This is a genomic window from Candidatus Omnitrophota bacterium (assembly GCA_023227985.1).
Taxonomy (GTDB): domain Bacteria; phylum Omnitrophota; class Gorgyraeia; order Gygaellales; family Profunditerraquicolaceae; genus JALOCB01.
In genome coordinates, this window is record JALOCB010000015.1 from 20,391 (window position 1) to 37,665 (window position 17,275).

The 17,275-nt window shown below is 48.7% G+C and carries 17 protein-coding genes; all 17 read right to left on the reverse strand.

What is annotated here, in order from left to right; genetic code table 11:
• Positions 1-49: 49 nt before the first annotated feature.
• Positions 50-2,044: a polysaccharide biosynthesis tyrosine autokinase gene (locus M0R35_04750; protein MCK9594968.1), complete on the reverse strand. Its 1,995-nt coding sequence runs from the start codon at positions 2,042-2,044 to the stop codon at positions 50-52.
• 73 nt (positions 2,045-2,117) lie between these two features.
• Entirely contained in the window at positions 2,118-3,266 is a 1,149-nt protein-coding gene (locus tag M0R35_04755) for a nucleotidyltransferase family protein (protein ID MCK9594969.1), read from the reverse strand.
• Position 3,267: 1 nt separating this feature from the next.
• Complete coding sequence (locus tag M0R35_04760) at positions 3,268-5,016, reverse strand: ABC transporter ATP-binding protein/permease (protein MCK9594970.1); 1,749 nt, start codon at positions 5,014-5,016, stop codon at positions 3,268-3,270.
• On the reverse strand, positions 4,997-6,043 hold the full coding sequence (locus tag M0R35_04765; GenBank protein MCK9594971.1) for a radical SAM protein: 1,047 nt from the start codon (positions 6,041-6,043) through the stop codon (positions 4,997-4,999). The genes M0R35_04760 and M0R35_04765 overlap by 20 nt, the downstream gene beginning before the upstream one ends.
• On the reverse strand, positions 6,036-7,178 hold the full coding sequence (locus tag M0R35_04770) for a hypothetical protein (GenBank protein MCK9594972.1): 1,143 nt from the start codon (positions 7,176-7,178) through the stop codon (positions 6,036-6,038). Before M0R35_04770 ends, M0R35_04765 begins: the two co-directional genes overlap by 8 nt.
• Positions 7,162-8,109 (reverse strand): hypothetical protein, encoded by a 948-nt coding sequence (locus tag M0R35_04775; GenBank protein MCK9594973.1) that lies wholly within the window; start codon positions 8,107-8,109, stop codon positions 7,162-7,164. The genes M0R35_04770 and M0R35_04775 overlap by 17 nt, the downstream gene beginning before the upstream one ends.
• Before the next feature lie 25 nt (positions 8,110-8,134).
• Positions 8,135-9,151, reverse strand: coding sequence for a radical SAM protein (locus tag M0R35_04780; GenBank protein MCK9594974.1), 1,017 nt, complete (start codon positions 9,149-9,151; stop codon positions 8,135-8,137).
• Positions 9,148-10,239 (reverse strand): radical SAM protein, encoded by a 1,092-nt coding sequence (locus M0R35_04785; GenBank protein ID MCK9594975.1) that lies wholly within the window; start codon positions 10,237-10,239, stop codon positions 9,148-9,150. Before M0R35_04785 ends, M0R35_04780 begins: the two co-directional genes overlap by 4 nt.
• Positions 10,240-10,266: 27 nt before the next feature.
• Positions 10,267-10,461 carry a hypothetical protein gene (locus M0R35_04790; GenBank protein ID MCK9594976.1) on the reverse strand — a complete coding sequence of 65 codons (195 nt, stop codon included), beginning with the start codon at positions 10,459-10,461 and terminating at the stop codon, positions 10,267-10,269.
• A gap of 13 nt (positions 10,462-10,474) precedes the next feature.
• Complete coding sequence (locus M0R35_04795; GenBank protein ID MCK9594977.1) at positions 10,475-10,756, reverse strand: PqqD family protein; 282 nt, start codon at positions 10,754-10,756, stop codon at positions 10,475-10,477.
• 47 nt (positions 10,757-10,803) lie between these two features.
• Positions 10,804-11,277, reverse strand: coding sequence for a S24/S26 family peptidase (locus M0R35_04800; GenBank protein MCK9594978.1), 474 nt, complete (start codon positions 11,275-11,277; stop codon positions 10,804-10,806).
• A gap of 95 nt (positions 11,278-11,372) precedes the next feature.
• Positions 11,373-12,245, reverse strand: a complete 873-nt coding sequence (locus M0R35_04805) for a polysaccharide biosynthesis/export family protein (protein ID MCK9594979.1) — start codon at positions 12,243-12,245, stop codon at positions 11,373-11,375.
• Complete coding sequence (locus M0R35_04810) at positions 12,242-13,948, reverse strand: hypothetical protein (GenBank protein MCK9594980.1); 1,707 nt, start codon at positions 13,946-13,948, stop codon at positions 12,242-12,244. Before M0R35_04810 ends, M0R35_04805 begins: the two co-directional genes overlap by 4 nt.
• The gene (locus M0R35_04815; GenBank protein ID MCK9594981.1) at positions 13,938-15,044 is read right to left on the reverse strand and encodes an HD domain-containing protein; all 1,107 of its coding nucleotides are present in this window, start codon (positions 15,042-15,044) and stop codon (positions 13,938-13,940) included. Before M0R35_04815 ends, M0R35_04810 begins: the two co-directional genes overlap by 11 nt.
• Before the next feature lie 5 nt (positions 15,045-15,049).
• A complete protein-coding gene (locus M0R35_04820) occupies positions 15,050-15,961 on the reverse strand; it encodes an AAA family ATPase (GenBank protein MCK9594982.1) in 912 nt (303 codons plus the stop codon).
• A gap of 7 nt (positions 15,962-15,968) precedes the next feature.
• Entirely contained in the window at positions 15,969-16,586 is a 618-nt protein-coding gene (locus tag M0R35_04825; protein MCK9594983.1) for a hypothetical protein, read from the reverse strand.
• A gap of 29 nt (positions 16,587-16,615) precedes the next feature.
• On the reverse strand, positions 16,616-17,275 hold a 660-nt coding region (locus tag M0R35_04830; GenBank protein MCK9594984.1), incomplete at its 5' end, for a tetratricopeptide repeat protein.

Sequence of the window (17,275 nt, forward strand, 5' to 3'; positions counted from 1 at the left end):
TTTAGTCCCTTTTTTGAAGAACAACCGCAAGATCGCCTATCCATATGAACTACGTCTTCTTTTTTACCTCCGGATCACGATTAGCCTTAGGGACCTCCCTGCCGTAATATTTATATTTATTATAATAAGGATACGGGCTTATGGCCTCGGTCTGCATCTGAGTATGGTTCAGGACCACGCCGGAGATCTTCGCGCCTACCGACTCCAGCTGGACCTTGGCGCGCATCAAACCTTCCCTGCTCGTCCTGCCTATCTCATATACCAAGACGACACTGTCCACCTTAGGGGCCAGGAGGTTTGCGTCGGTTACCGGCAAAACCGGAGGCGAATCAAAGATGATCACATCAAAACGCGACTTTAGGATCTCAATAATGGCGGCGAATGCCTTGGATTCCAGGACCTCCACTGGATTAGAAGGCAGATGCCCGCTGGGCAGGATCCAGATATTCTCTATACCCGGAGTTTTACGGATATCCTCAAAACCGATATCCCCCAACATTATGTTGGTTATATTATTCAGCACGCTGTCCAGCGGCATCGTTCCGCTGACCAATTCGTTCAACCCGGGTTCGCGTTTTATCCCGAAGACCTTTTCCAGAAGCGGCCTGCGCAGATCGGTCGAGACCAGAAGGGTCTTTAAACCTATCTGTGCCATGACTATTCCCAGATTGCTGACCACGCTGGTCTTGCCTTCCCGCGGCCCGGAGCTGGTAACCAGGATGGTTTTACGCCCCGGAGAAAGTTTCAAATTGGTATGGATATTGCGGTATGCCTCGGTATTCGGGGAATGCGGCTGGTAATGGGCGAAAAGATGCACCAGGCGCTCTTCGGAATCGCTCCTGTTCTTGGGCGAAAAACGGTTTTTTATCCGGTTGATAAACCAATTGCTCCGGCCCAGTTCCGATTCGATCGGAGGCACTATACCCAGGACCGACAGCTTGATCACATTTTCGACGTCCTCAATGGTACCGATCGAAGTATCCAGGGTCTCAAATATGAACGCAAAAGCGATACCCAGGATAAGCCCCATGAACGCGCCGATAACGACCTTTATGCGGTTATCCGTGGTAATGGGATTTCCGGGCATAACCGCGGGGTCAACGATAGTCACGTCGCTTACTTTCTCCCTTTCGGATATCCTTGCCTCTTCAAGTTTTTCCTTGAGCATGGCATAAAGCTTGCGGTTGATCTCAACTTCCCGGTGCAGCCTGGCGTATTCCATCTGCCTTTCCGACAATCCCTGGACCTGCGCCTCCATGCTTCTGATCTGATCCCTGATCTGGATTATCTGCGGATGCTTATCGGTGTATTTCTGACGCATCTCCACCAGCTTGAATTGCAGATCCGTTAATTTCTCCTCCATCGGTCCCGCCAGCTTCACCTTATTTGAGTCATCGCCGAATTTATTCAGTCTTTCTTCGGCATCCTTGATATTCCTTTCCAGCTCCCGGACCTGCTCTTCAATGAATTCCCGGGCGTGCCGGACCTGTTTATTCTTGCTTTTCAGGTTTTCCGCTATATACGATTTAGCCACTATATTGGCAAGGTCCATCGCCTCCTTAGGCACGCTTGAAGTCGCGGTGATCTTGATCATGTTCGTGTTTGTAAGGATCTCGGTCTTGACCTTTTCCTGGAGAGAAACAACTATCATATTGGCGTCTTCCACATACTCCGGCCTGATATTCTCCGGGCCCAGGTCCCGGTTCTTGAAATCAACGGCCTTATCTTTAGGGTCCTCAAACCATGATTCCTGGATAAGGCCTTTTTCCACGCCGACCCGGATCATTACAGGGAAACTGGTAATGAATCTCCCCTCCGATTCCATGACATCTCCCGGGCTATATACTATCCATTCGGTCAAAAGCCCGGCGATGGTCTTGCGTTCCTCTATCTTTATAGTTGTACTGGCGGTATAGGTAATGGACTGTTTAGGCAGGAAAATGATCGTGGCAAGCGTAACAAGGACAAAAACAAGGATTATAGTATATTTACGCTTCTGGAATATCCGGATATAGTCTCTTAAATTAAGCTCATATTGCGGCATAACTTTCTCCTTTACAAACACTTAGGATATCACATAATAATATATTTATCAAGGTTTTTAGCAAAACACGCTATCATACTTTTGCCATATTCGATATTATTCTTCCAAAAAGAGACAACTGCCGCGGTTTTTTCCCGATCGATGCGGATTCCAGGGCCAATACATCCTTTTGGGGGAAGAAAGTCCGCAGGACAAACCTGCTTTTTGAAATAATCCCGGGTTGCAGCATTAAATAAACCGAATAATTGAGGATGTATAACCGGCGCTTATCTCTTTTGAACCGTTCAAATAACGCCTTCTGCAAACGGCAATTCCCGGGTCTTAACTTTGCCAGTCCGGGGATCTGCTCGGAAAAGATCATGCCGGCAAAGAACAGGCTATAATAAACAACCTCGCTTATCCCGGATCCCCGGCATATCCTGATGACCTTTTCCCAATCCAGCCTATCCTTATATTTTCTGAATGACTCTATCAGGTCCACGCTGTGTATAAGCTTCTCAAAACAGTGGTTAAAGGCATGCAAGGCCAGATAGATAATCTGATGCTCAATGGAAAGGCCGCGGGTCCCTCGGGCGTGCCCTGTTGTATCGCGCCAGATATCCTCCATATTGATCCCCGCTGTCAACCGGCCAATAGGCCAGCTGGAATTAACAATATGCCAGTGTAAATGCACAAAATACCCTTTGCCGCTTTTTTTATGGTACATGGCGCTGTTCAAGGAAGATGTGGGGCCTCTAAGGATATCCGCTGGATTTATAAACGAATAATACCCGCTTTCCCTGAGCGCCTTATCAGCTTGCGCAAGGTCTTGCGCGCGGACCAATATATCCATATCCGTGGTTTTCCTGAGAGCCAAGTTTCCGTAAACATCTTCCGCCAGAAATATCCCTTTCAACCCTATTGTCTCTATTCCTTCTCCGGCGAAACATCGGATAACCCTTTCCGACTCATCCGCCAGCAGGATATTACGGCTGGATACCGAGTAATAGTTTTTTTTCAGGTCCCGGACGATCTTCTCCGGGACATATCCCCAGTAATCCCCCCGATCAAGACTGTTATACAATAGACAACTCAACCCTTCCTTATGGGCGGCGCTTACGATACAATCCCAATCGATCTCACCGCGCAGACACCGGTCCGTTTCTTCCCGTCGCCAACGATCAGGATGAACACAACTGAACAATAATAAAACCTTCTCTTCTTTTAATCCTATTTTTGCCATCTTAAAGCTTATCCTGCCCGCTGAATAAGGCGCGAAAACCCTCATTATTCGCCAGCAGCCTCTTAGGAGCGTCTATGACCAGATCCTGCGGGGACTTAAGATAACAGACAGTATCCATCTTCATGACGATTGAAAGCCGGTGAGATATGATTATCAAAGTGACCTCATCCATCCGCTCTTCTATTGCGGAAATGATCCGGTTCTCGCTGGCAGAATCCATGGAAGACATTGCTTCATCAAAGACCAGGATCTTCGGCCTTTTGACCAGAGCGCGGGCGATGGCTATTTTTTGTTTCTGGCCTTCGGAAAGCATTACCGCATTTTCGCCGATAACCGTGGCAAAGCCCTTGGGCAATTCTCGGGTAAATTCATCGACCCCTGATATCCGCGCCGCCTCCATCACCTCATCCATAGACGCCTGCGGATAAGAATACCTTATATTATTTTCTATTGTATCGTTCCACAGGTAATGCTCCTGTAAAGCCACCCCCACCTGCCGCTTATAGAAATTGATCTTGAAGTCGGAGATATCCCGGTTATCCACAAATATCCGGCCTTGCCGGGGTTGATACAGCCTCAGGAGCAAATAGATCAAAGTTGTCTTGCCGCAGCCGGAATAACCTGCCAGGGCGATACGGCTGGCAGGCTCTATGGAGAAGCTCAAAGATCTCAGGACATCCTTTCCTGGATCATATCCGAAACTTACCCCATCGAACCTTATTTGCGCCGACGATATAAGTATATCCCTTGCCAGCGGTTTATCCGCGATAACCGGTTTTTCATCAAGGATGCAGTTTACCCTTCGCAAAGACAGCCATCCGGGCATTAAAGAATGCAGTATACCCCCCAATTCGGCATGCATGCCCGATAACTGGAATAAATAAGCGGATATGGCGGATAGGCTTCCCAGCGACATATCCCCTTTTATGACCCGGAATAATCCGTAGCATATGACCAAGCCGGCCGCGCCTTTATTGGCCAGATCCGTAAAGAAAACACCTTTTGCATCCATGCGCGCCATCCTCATTTCAGCGCGTATGCCGTCCGTGAGATTTTCCCGGAACCCTTTCATGCTCAACCGTTCAGTGCCGAAAACCTTGACCATAAGCACATGCGAGAAGATCTCCTGTAAACGATGGAATCTCGTTTGGGAAATATCGATGATCCTCCCGGAGGCCCGGAACATTTTCCTGCTTAAGCAATAAGCCGGGATGTAGATCAAAGGCACGGATATAAGGATAAACGCCGCCATCTTCCAATCCATCAATACCACGATCACGGTGGTCAAAAACATCCGGGCGCCTATCTGAAAAAACTGCGGCAGCAGCGAAATAACGAAATCCGTTGAGCATTCAATATCGCGGGTTATTTTGTAAATATGTTCCCCGGTGGATTTATCCTGGAACCAACTGAAGGAAAGCTTATGGATATGTCCAAACACCCTCCTGCTGATATTCAGATGTGTCTTGGCCCGGGCATACTCAAATAATAAGCCCTTAAACCTGGCGGAAATTTCACCCGCCAGATATACCCCGGCAATGATCCCGGAAATTACAAAAAACCCGGCAATGTCCTTTTTGGCTATGGCCTCGTCGATTATGGCCTTTATCAGTAAAGGAGAGACCAGGCTCAAAAACATTACCAGCAGCCCCAGGGAAACCAGGGCGGCCCAATGCCTGGCAAAAGGCCTTAAAAATTTCGACCAGCGTTCCCATAAAGGGTACAGTTCTTTAACGTCCTTGATCGGCATTTTCCACATGGGCTAACTCACAGTAATATTCCACCGGCGTCTCCATATCCCCTTTCTCAAGATAGGCCCTGCCTGGACAGGACAGGCAATTGTATCTTAGCCGGCAACCGCGGCATCGTGAAGCGGTCTGGAATTCTTTATGCCTGGCATATTTCAGCAACTTTCCCAGGTTTTCCATTACCCCTGCGCTCTTAAGGCCATACCGCGGATCTCTTAACAAACTGCACAGGAACATCCTGCCTTCTGGATCGATATGATAACTATCGCCTGAAACAACCGAACAATTGAACAACTGTTTTCCCTTTGCGGGATTCACGAGAATACATTCCTCGGATACTCCGGTCCATTCCTTATTCATCCTTACCAGCTCCCGGGGGGCTAGCCGAAGATCACAAGGGAACAGATCCCCGTCTAACCGCGGGAAGAGCGTATACCCCGGTAAAAAATCCAACCCCAGTCCCTCAACAAATTTCTTTACCCGGGGCAATTCCTTATGATTGTCCCGGGTCATCTGGGTCTTGATCCGGAAAGGTATTCCCATTTTATGCATCAAAACGATATTATCCCTGACCTTCTCAAAAGAACCTGTTTTGCCTGCGATCTTCTCATATACCCGCTTGCTCACCGCGTTCAGCGTCAACTCCAGCATAAAAGGAGGGAATCTCGCGAATAATCCCAGGATTTTTTTATTCAGGCGCAACCCATTGGTAAAGACCGTGATCAAAAAACCTTTTCGTTTGGCATAAAGATATATTTGCGGGAAATCCGGCCTGGTTAAAGGATCACCTCCGGTAAAACATAACCACAATACCCCGCTTTTATGCACTTTATCCAGGATATGCTCAATATCCCTGGTAGACAGCTCCCTGTTAAGGTAATTGCGTTTATTATAACAGGATATATAACAATACCGGCAGCGGAAGTCGCACTTGAAAGTAAGCTCAAACTGGCAGACACTGGGTTTTCTCCGCCTTAAGTTGCCCTGATGGGTCTTCAGGCTGAAATCGCGATATTCTACTTTACGCACGGATCTTCCTCTTTAATGCCCTGGCCACTTTTTCAAAAACCAGATCAACCTCCCTGGGAATGACCTTCTTGCTTTCCGACATTATCCTCTGTATATTCTCCTTAGGCGCAGAAGAACGCCGGATCTGCCGGACAAAACAGGCAAAAAGGTTATTCCGGGATCGGTAATCATACCAGTATTCGGCGTTAAGGCGGCGGCGGAATATACCGATACAAGGCACGCCTAAAGCCAATGCGATCTGTAACGGCCCGCCGTCCGTACTGATAAAAAGGTCACCGGCGGAGATCACCGAGCTATAGCCCCGGATAGGTTTTATGCATATACTATGCAGTTTATTACGGGAGCCGCGCATTATCTTTTCGGCAAATGATCTTTCGTCTTCACTGTATGCGATAAATACATCAGCCTGGTATTTCTCAATTATCTTATCGCAAAGCGCAACATGGTTCTTTATCTCCCATAAACGAAAAGGGTTCCTGCCTCCGGGATGGACAATGATGGACAAACCCGCATTGCCTCCCTTCAATTTGCGCAGGTATTTTTTGCCGAAACCCCGTTCAGCCTGAGAAAGGCGGATCTGCGGCAGGGCAAAACCGGGATATTTTATCCCGAACACCCGGGATATCTCAAGTAACTGCCGGATCCGGCTGGCCCCTGCAGCAAGGTATAGATTATTCTCAAAGCGCACTTTTTCTACTATACCCGCAGAAGGAGAATAGTAAAACACATACGGTATGCCCCGAAATCTTGACCGGACAAAAAAACCGGCGCCGCTGATTTTCGTTATTAATTTAGATGTGGAATTACCGCAGAGATCGATGGACAGGTCATACGGGGCTTGCTTTACGAGCCTGGCCAGGATCGAAGGGCTTGACCTTATCAAATGCGTGACATAAGGGCTGCCCTTCAGCAGTTCCAAACCGGAAGTTTCCGGCCCGCCTTTGCCTCCGGCGACATAAGTGACCTCTGCCCGGGGGAATATTTTTTTTAATACCCCCAGAAACGGAATAGTTACCAGCACATCCCCCAACCCATCCCAGTAAACGATCAATATGCGCCTTACCTTCATTTTCAGGCGTTTTCCTGCGGCATCAGGCATATCTTTCGGGGAAAAAGCATTATTCCGTTTTTTCATCTTGAAGATGCTCCTCGATCCTGCGCACAAAATCAATTATCCTCTTATCCTTGGCGAACCCCATCAAGACGCACTCGGTATTTTTGGCCAGTTCGCAGCAAAAGGATATTATATTCCCCAGGATCCGGGGATCCCAGAAAACCGGGAATATCGCCGGATACAAAAGGCTGAAAGCCTGCTCAAAACCGACGCGCCTGGCAGTATTTACCCTGGAATGATGAATAAAGAAAATCCGGCTGAGCAAAGCGCGTTCCATTTTCGATTCCAGATAATCGCTGAAAGCCCCATGCCAGGGCGAGCCGTAAATAAAGAACCCTCCGTCTTTCTTTCTGATGATCACCCGGTCGTCGTTCAGCAGCATCGCCCGGCTGTAACGGTTCCATATTCTTACGGTTGTGCTTTTCCCGCAGCCGGACTCCCCGGCAAAGACCAGGCCTTTGCCGTCGATATCCCGCATACCCGCGGCATGCGTAAATATCCCGTTCTTTCTCACGGCAAAATAATTGATTAAAAGCACCTGCAGAAAATCATAAATAAGGTCGGTTATATGCCAGCGGAACCCCCATTCGGCCCGGGCAGGAATATAAACCTTTACCTTATCGAATTCCTTGTTGATATAAGCTGCCAGGCTGCGGCCCTTGACCAAAGATTCATACCTATAACCTGTCTTTATCCTGGCTAACCGCCAGTTTTGACTTTGATCATACGGGTGGATAACGCGGAAAACCTCGTTTTTTGCGGCGAACGGCGGCAATTCCTTGACGACATCCACTTCGATCTGGATATCCACCGTGCCGTTCTTCCGGCAGAAAAAATTGCTGTAGCGCCTCTGGAATTTATCCTTATCGGATTTACGCCTGAATTCAGTCTGCGAAAAACTGCTGCGCATCTCAATGATCGTATCTGCGATATTAAGTCTTATTTTCTCCAACGTTGTCCCTCCTTAAATCGGCTTATTACTGCCGGGCCAGCTCTTCAGCCCTTGCCCGGCATCTTTCATCACAACCGTAAAAATCATTACTTATAGCCCAGGACCTGGCCGGGCACCATTTACAATAACCCCTGAGGTCACAGCCCCGGCATTCGCCGGCTGCCGCTGAACCTATTGCGCGGGCCTTCATTTTAAGCTCTTCCCAGCATCCGCGGAACGATCCCTTGATTATATCCAGCCCCGGATGATCGATCATCAGGCAGAATTTGAGTTTTCCCTGGGGGGTTATTGCCGCCTGGCTCCTTCCCGCGCCGCATCTGAAGATATCATCACCCGCCGAAGCCGGGCATTCCTTTTTTGCGCTCTTTATTTTCCTGCTCAAAGGGGCAGCCGGAACCGCTTTAAAAGTATATTTATACGGTCTTTGAGAACCGTCAAGGCAGGCAAATAACAGGTCATCAACGCGAAGGGTTATCCCCGCGGAAGAGGCGAAATTCCTTATCTTTGCGATCTCCAAATAATTGCGTTTCAACAAACAGGTCTTTAATCCTAAAGCTACGCCATAATCCTTCAGCATATTAACGGCGCAGAAAACACGTTCCCGCGAACCCTTAACCCCGGTTATGGATTCAAAAACGCCTTCGGTGAACGCAGGCAAAGTAATATCGACTTTATTGGGCTTGAGCGCTGCCAGCGCCCGGGCTTTTTCATCATCTATGAAATAACCGTTGGTGTGGATAATAACCTCAAAACCGCATTGCCTGGCAAAATCCAGTATTTCCATCAGGTCTTTTCTTAAAAACGGTTCTCCTCCGGTAAAACCAAGATAGAAACAGCCCGCCTTTTTGAGTTGTTTCAAGACAGAAATGACCTGCCCTGTGCCCAGTTCTTCCCTTCTGTTGTACCCTTCAGGTATATAACAATGCCCGCAGCGGAAATTACAGCGATAAGTCAGCTCGAACATCATCCTCAACGGAAAGCCTGACTGTTCAGCTTGTTCTTTTATTTTATTATTAAAATTACGGATGGATTCAAACTTCATGCCTTACTGCCCGCCTTCCTCTGCTGGATGGTCATTTCCGCTATGCGCCTGGCGATCCGGCAATAATACCCGACTTTGCGATAAGGGCTTCCGGTCTCCAGACGCGCCCTTACCGGGCACCATCCGCAAATGGTCCGCAACGAACACCGGGAACAGGCCGAAGGCCGGTTAAATCTCTCCCGGCGGATACGCGAATAAAGCATGTTTACTGCCTCTTTTAACGGGTATTCTTTAAGGTCCACGCTAAAATCCTCCGAGAATACGCAGAACTTCAGTTTTCCGTCGAGAGATATCGTCGGCTTGAATTTGGAACAGGCGCAATAATAGAGGGAATCTATCTTTTCCGGGGGATCAGGTATATCTTTCCGCAGGTCCTGACAGAAGTTATTCCACAGGTCTTTATGCCTCCGAAGAGCCGAGGTAATCTGGCCAAAATTAAGCCTGTATCCGCAAGGCGACTTATCCCCGTTTATCCGCGGATAAATAAGCGGGTCGTATTTAAAAAGATACTCCCCTTGAGTCTTTTTCAGGACAGAATCAGCCCATTCCTTTATTCGCCAGAGCTCATTCTTATTCTGCTTCATCAGGTTGGCTTTGATCGATAGAGTCAAACCTGCCTCTGCCAGCCGTATTATATTACCCGCGCATTTCACAAAAGAGCCCCTGGCCGCGCTTATACCTTCATATGTCTTGCTGTCACTTCCGTTCAGGGTGACTTCAATCGCCTGCGGAGGATTCCGGGCAAGGTATTTTATGACCCGCTCAGTGAATAAAGTCGCGTTGGTGAACAATACGACCAGAAAACCCTTTTCCCGGGCGTAAGCATAGATCTCCAGAAAATCATCGCGGATCAGGGGCTCGCCTCCGGTAAAAGTAACCCATAAACATCCCATCCGGGCCAGTTGGTCCAATATATCCTTCCAGACAGAAGCGGTTAATTCTCTGCGTTTATTCCCGGAATCTTTGGCATAGCAGTGGATACATCTCAAATTACAGCGGTAGGTGAGTTCAAGCAGCGCGTCAGGGGTTAAAACACCGGGTTGAGCGTTTATCTTATCATAAAAAAAAAGCGGGCTGCGGTTGAGCATTAAGGTATAGAAATAAGCTGGATTTTCTTAACTGGATACCGCGGTGCTGGTGCTCTTCGAGTTTGAGGTGGATTTTGTAGGGCTCAAAAAGCATGTATTGGATTTCCTGGCCCCGCCGCCCGACATATATCCTCCGCTGAAACAGGCGCAGGACAATACCGCCTGTTCGGGGTTCAGTTTTATGCGCGTGATCACCGGTTTAAACTTCATCTTCTGGGCCATATCTGACTCCTTTCTATATTATCGCTTTTATCTCGCCTAATTCCTTTAGCAGTTTTTCCAACTCCCGGTCAGCCGCGGCCGCTGAAACATCGAATTCCTTCAGGACCCTGCGTTTAAGCGCCGAGACCCGGGTCTTTCCTCCCAGCATTTCCCAAACCCTTGCCGCCGGCTTATTCAGGGTATATATGCAATTTATCTCTTCGGAAGTCCGGTAAACCGGCAGCAATACTGTTTCATTGCCGATAACCCTAAATATAACCTTAGGGTTGCGGGAGATAGTCCTGTCTGCTACCATTTTCTGTCTCCTTTTTTAAATGCCGTTACGTATAAGGACTCATTTAATTATATCATTTTTATCCCGGATACGCATCCCAAAAGACATTTTTTCGCCGCCCTTGCGAAATGCAGTATTGCGGCTGCCGTCCGCCCGAACAAACGCGCCTCAAACGAAGAGATATTAATGATCCGGCGCCCTCGGATAACCGCGACCGCCTTGCCCCAGAGTTCATCCTCAATGACTATATCCGGGCCTTCGTTCCAGGCATCAGCCTGAGCATATAGAATTATTTTTCCATTCTTCTGCTCTTTTTTCAGTAAACGATGGCAAACCCCCGGTCCTTGCCTTGCCGGATAATAAAGTATTATATCCCCGGTTCGCAGGTCTTTCGCGACCGCCCTTCTGGCGAGAAAACCATCGCCCTCCCGAATAAAAGGGAACATACTCGGGCCTTTTACATTAAAGAACAGGAATTCCCTGTCCCCGGAGATCTCTTCTTTTTTTGAGCGATCGTTCACGATCAGACGCCTATTAGCCATTTTATCGTAAACCTTATGCGCTTACCGATTTGCAGGCAAGGTAAAAACGACGAAGTTCTTAAGAACGGGGGTTATAAACAAGCTGCGAGACAGCTTTACCACGACCTGAGTTCCCTGTTTGTATAAGCGCCTTTGGAGAGAGGGTCCAGGACCTGGCTAAGGAAATAATTCACGTCGGAGATGAATTTCCTGGGGATGAAGATTATGTCCTGCGATTGCAGGATAATATTCTTGCTTAGATCGCCTTTAAACACTTTGGAGAGGTTTATTCTCTGCGCGTCAGGCCCTTTAAACCCGCCCCTTATCAAAACGGTGCTTGACGGGACAGCGTCCCGGGTGAAACCGCCTGCCATTCCGACAGCCTCCATGATCGATCTCTTACCGGCGACAGAATAAACTCCGGGGCTGGATACCTGGCCCAATATAACCACTCGGCTGCCGCCGATCGTTTTGATGGATATCGAAACCTCGGGATACTTTATGAATTCCTGCAATCTTTCCGTAACCGCGTTATCTAACTGGGTTATTGTAAGTCCGGTGGCCTGGATATCGCCTATCAGAGGAAATGACACCATCCCGTCAGGGCGGACTATAACATCCTGGGTCAGGTCCGGGTTCTGCCACACGGATATATATAAAATGTCTTCGTCACCGATAAGATACTCTACTGCCCCCCCGGTTTTCGGTTCCGCCGCCGCAACAGCCGGGGCAGACGAAACAGCCGCCACTTTATTCGCAACCGGTTGTTTATCCGAAACAACCACCGCTGCAAGATCATTCGCCTTCATCAAATCCATCGCCTTTTGATACTGCTCTTCGGCCTCCGTATACCTTCCCTGCTGGTAATAGATATTACCCAGCCGGTAATAATCCTTGGCCTGCTCCTGGTCGTCAGCGGCGTTTATAAACGCCGGAACAACCAGGACTATCAACGCCAATAATATTATATTCTTTATTTTTGCATTCATTTTACCGCACCGGGTTCATTATTCTGCGGCTCTAAGATCACCTCGATCTTGCGCCTGAGTTCATCGGCCTTGTCTTTGCCCGCGGAGCCCGCCTCTTTCCTCGGCAAGGCGCCGGTTTTGCCCTCTTGCAACACGGCGTTCAATTTTACCGACTCGATCAGGTCGTCAAGGGTCTTCTTTTGCCGCTCTTTCGCGTCCGCCAGCTCCCTTTCCAGGGCGCTTGAACGCGACTTCAGCTCCGCGATCGCTTCTTTCAAAGATGCGCCTTCTTTTCGCCTCTGTTCCACCTCCGCATCCTTCTGGTTCAAGGCGTCGGAAAACTGAGCCATTTGAGTCTTAAGACTGGCGTACAACAGGTTCATTTCCGCGTACCGCGCCTTTTCCCGCTCCAATTCCTCTCTGGAAGAACTATCTATGCCTCTCAACCGGGCTTGAGAAGTTACTAGTTCTTCTTCCTTCCTGGCTAACTGTTGGGTCAGGAAAGCCAGGTTTTTCTGCAGCGATTCAGCGAGCTCCAGCTTCTTGTCCAAAGCCTCCTGTAATTCATTCATTTTCGCCTGCAGGGAAAGGTTCTGCTTCTGCATATCCTGGAGCCGGATGTCATTGCCCTTGCTGGCGGAAAGACTCTTTTCCAGATCCGATAATTTAACCTGAAAACTGAATAATTTCTCTCTTGCCCCCAGCGCCTCTTCCCTGGCTGAATCTATCTCCTGTTCTTTCTTAAGCAATAAGTCGGTCAAGCGGCTTACCTGGTCTTTAGCGTTCTCATAAAGCCCGGACATCTTTTTTACCTCCCTGCCGGACTGCAGCCGCATCGCCTCGCTGCGGGAAGAAGCTAATTCCTTTTCCAGTTCGGATATCCTTTTTTTAAGCTCCTTATTAGCGGATTCCAGGCTCTCAAGGAACTTCTGTCTGGCTTGAGATCCGGAATTAGCCTTAAAAGAAACATTGTCAAATTGCGCCAATTCCTGCTGCAATTGCTGGATCCGGCTGTCTTTTTCCTTTAAAGAAGATTTGAGTTGTTTTATGCTTTCTTTTAATTGGCTGGCATTCGCGCCGGACACATCTTGGCCCGCGGATGATTGTTTGCTTAGAGCGCCTTTTTTATCCAGATCCCGCATCCCCTTTTCCAGCTCATTATTGGCTTTCAGCAAATTATCATTCTCAGCCTTAAGCTCCTCTAAACCGGACCTTAATTCCGCCAGTTCCCTGGACCTCAGCTCCAAAACCTTTTCATAATCGTCGCTTTTCTTTTTCCACAACCCCTGGTTGCCGGATTGCGACTTTTCCGATTCGCCTTTAACGTTTTTCAGTTCTTCAACAGCCTTGGCGAATTCCCTGGTGGTATTTTCCAGCCGGGTCTTCAGATTTATATTGTTCTCCTGGATCGCGGCGCGGTCACTGATCGCCTTAGCCAGGTTCTTATCAAGATCGTCTATAGTCTTGCGGGCGCTGTCCAAAGAAGCCCTTAAGGCCTGGGCATCGCCAAGCTGATCAAGCCTGGCGTCCTTATTCTTGATCTTATCTTCCAGCTGAGAAACGCTGTTCTGCAGCTGCTCTTTTTCCCGGATCGCCTCGTTCAACAGGCTGTTCAACTGTCCGCTGATCTTTTTCTCGTTATTCAGGGCTGAAAAAACGGATACAACCAGGATTATGGATCCGACGGCTGCAAGCAGAAAATATGTGTCTTTTTTATTCCCCATTAGGTCTCTTGAAATACTCCAGGCATTCTTCAATATAAAGCAACGGCGTTGTAAGCAGGTCCACGGACTTTACATCCTTAAGCTCCTTGCCCTCTTGATCGAACATTACGCTGATCTGCGGCCGCAATGGCGATGTCGGGTTATTCTTATATACCTGGGCGGTTTCCTTCGTGTTCAAACGCACCAGGAACCCGACAGGGAATATACCGAAGCTCTCGATCAACGCCTTTATTATCCTGGCCGAAAAAGCTTTTTTATTGTTCAGTATGACATTGATCGCATGAGCCGGGGTATTCTTATTCCGATAGGGGCGGCGATGCGTCAACGCCTCGTAAACATCCATTACCGCGATTATCTGGGGATATTCCGAGATCTCCGTGGACTCCAGGCCATCAGGATAACCCGTGCCGTCCATGCGCTCGTGTTCCTGCGATACGCCCGCGATTATCCCCGGGGTAAGCGCGGGTTCGGCCCTTTTCAGGATATCCTCGCCGATCTTCGGGTGTTGCTTGATCCTGTTATACTCCTCGGGATTGAATTTATCCGCCCTGGATATTATATCTTTGCATTGAGCCAGGCCGATATCATGCAGAAAGGCCGCTGTCCCTAATTCCAAAAGCCGCGTATGGTCATACCCCAGGGCCAGGCCTATCTCCAAAGACATAAAACATACATTAACGACATGGTAATAAAGGAACTCCTCATTGTTGGGATATTCCGCCAGGCATAATCTCAGGGACTCTTTGGCGCCTACTTCTACCAGTTCGGACATCCTGGCCACCAGGGAATCAATATCTTTTTTTACCCCCGGCTGGAATTTAAGGTCGTTGGAATAAATCTGTTTGGCCTGGTCATACGCCTGCGCGTATATCTGGCCAAGAAGCCGGATATTCTCTGCGATGCTCTCTTTCGTCAACACGCTGGAAAGATTTATGCTGGTCTTACCGGTGAACAAAGACGCCGTCTCTGCGGAACGATCAGACAGCGCAGCCCCTTCCATATCGGCCTGGCCGGGATTCAAGCTGTTATCTTTTTCCGACTCCAGCCTCTTTTTTTCCTGTTTGCTTTTTTTAAGGATATCTAAGATACTGAACATTTTTGTTATTTTTTACGCGGTTTACTGTCGAGGCCCAGATTCTCCAGGTTACTTTTTACCTGTTCGGATACGCCGGAAGAGGATGCCGGGTTGGTGAACGGCACGTCGAAATCAGCGGAACCGAGGTCTTCGTTTATCTTGGAAATGGTCTTCTTGTCGATCATAGCCGCGCCGTTGCCAAACCCGACCAAAAGCGCCAGGTCGCAGATCGTATTTATCCGCCTTGGCGTGCCTGAGGTGCAGAAATAAACCTCTTTCAGCGCTTCTTCCTCGAATATATCCCTGGTTGCCCCGCCGACTTTAAGGCGGTGCCGGATGTATTCTTTTGTCTCATTCTCATCCAGCGCTTTAAGGTGATAACGCACCGCCAGCCGCTGCATAAACTGCGGCAGGCTCATCACGCTGTATTTGAGCTCGGGCTGGCCGATAAGTATTATGGTGAGCAGGAACGCGTCATCCAGCTGAAAATTCAACAAAAGCCTTATTTCCTCGAATATATCCTGGTCCTGGATCGCCTGCGCCTCATCGATTATTATTACCGTGTGCTTGCCGGCGTTATGATTTGCGTAAAGTATCCGGTGCAGGGCATGGAATAAGTCGATCTTGTTCGACGCCGCCTCGGAGTTGCTCAGCTGATGGACGATCTCCTGGATGAATTCCAGGCCGGAGAGCCGGGGATTAAGGATAAACACCGACTGGAACCTGTTTTCCTGCTGAAGCTCATGCCAGAGGACGCGCGACAAAAGGGTCTTTCCGCTGCCGTATTCTCCGGTAAACAGCGCCGCGCCTTTGTGTTCGCGGACCACATAAAGCAGCCTGGCGACCGCCTCTTTATGCTGCTTCGAATAATAGATGAATTGCGGGTCAGGCGTATTTTCGAACGGCTTCGCTTTTAATCCCCAAAAAGAAGTGTACATAATACCCTTATTCCGCGGAAACGATATTTTTTGCCGTGCTCACGAAAGAATATTCTTCTTTCGCCTTATCGCTGATCTGATGGCTGAGCACCCCGCGCATGCTTTGCATATCAGCGGAGATCTCTCCTCTCCAGAAAGCCAGTCCGGATTTCTCCGAAGACTGCATAGTTTCCCAGACAAAGTTTCCGTCGCCCTGGATACTTAAAGAGTAATTAGTCGGCTGAAAACCTTTCTTCACATAACCGCCGGCGAACACCTGATTCGTCTTAAAGGTCACCGTATCGGTTTCTTTCTTGCCTTTGCCGGTAAGCTTGGACAAATCTATAGCCCACTCGGTATTGTTCATTTCTCTGCGTTTTTGCTCGATCAGAGCCCTGTGGGCCTTATCCGCTTCGATCCGGGCTTTATCAGACGCGCTCGCGGCTTTATCCGCTTCCTTCTTGGGTTTAACGGATTTCACCTCTCTTGGGACACCGGCAGCCGCCGGCTTGCTGGCGCTCGCCGCGGCGTCTTTCTCAACAGTAGCTTGCTCCGCGGAATCTTTATTCCAGAACCAGGCGAAAGAACGGGGAGAAAATGCCAGAATAAAAACCAGAACCAGTAATCCCAACGTTATCCTTTTCATAACCATCTCTCCTTTTTTACGGTGCCTTTTTAATCCATAGGTTTCTTGCCTGCCCAGGTTTCCCAGGTAAGTATGTATTTCTTCACCCAATCCACATCATTATCTTCGGTTTTGCACAACTGGAGGAATTTACGGAACTGCTCGATCGCCTTGGGCCGGTTGACCATATATTCGGCATAGATATACCCGAGATTATAGTGCGCATACGGGTCATCCGGGTTAAGTTCGATCGTTTTCTCGAATTCGGCCATTGCCCGCTGGTACTCCTTGTTCTTTGTGTAAAACACACCCAGGTTATAATGCATCAGGGCGGTCTCTTTTACCAGGACTTTGTTCTGCCTGGAGATCTCGGCAAAACGCGCGGGCAGCTGTTCAAGCTTCTTTTCGAATGTCCGGTTCTTGGCCAGGGCCTCTTCATAACGCTTCTTATAATCCACGATCTGACGGCGGTAGATCTCGCTTTGCGCGTACTGGTTCAAGCGCTCATCTTCCATACGCTTAAACTTAAGCTCCATCAGGGCTTTGCTTTTTTGCAGGTCTTTCTTCTCCCGTTCCAGCTTGCTGATGACCCGCCTTGTCTCTGGTAACATTTTATACTCAATCTCCCATCTTTCAAGCGAATTCTTGAGCGTTTCTTTTTCCGCAGAGGATGTCGCAGTCTTAGTTTCCATATCCACGATCTTTTCTTC